The organism is Fructilactobacillus sp. X2R5C2 (assembly GCF_059901375.1).
On the sequence record NZ_JBWXUX010000011.1, the window covers coordinates 1 to 291 of the forward strand.

Genomic DNA, 291 nt, shown 5'->3' on the forward strand with positions numbered 1-291 from the left:
TCTATATCCTTGATTTCGGATAGAAGTGGCTGCATGTTTTCGGCCGGGATGATTACTTTCTTTGCCCCGGCAAGTTTAGCCGCCTTGATTTTCGGAATGACACCGCCGATCGGTTTAACGCCGCCATGAATGCTTATTTCTCCAGTCATCGCCACGGTGTGATCAACAGGGATTTTATATATGGCCGAGTATATGCCTGTGGCCATTGCAATTCCTGCAGAAGGGCCATCTACTGGACTTCCGCCCGGAAAGTTCACATGGATATCGAATTGATCGGCAGGCACTCCCATC

Annotated in this window: 1 protein-coding gene; it reads right to left on the reverse strand. The window is 49.5% G+C overall.

What is annotated here, in order from left to right:
* Positions 1-290: S16 family serine protease (locus AC6UD2_RS06750; RefSeq protein ID WP_500698427.1), on the reverse strand; the 290-nt coding region annotated here is incomplete at its 3' end.
* Between the last annotated feature and the right edge of the window lies 1 nt (position 291).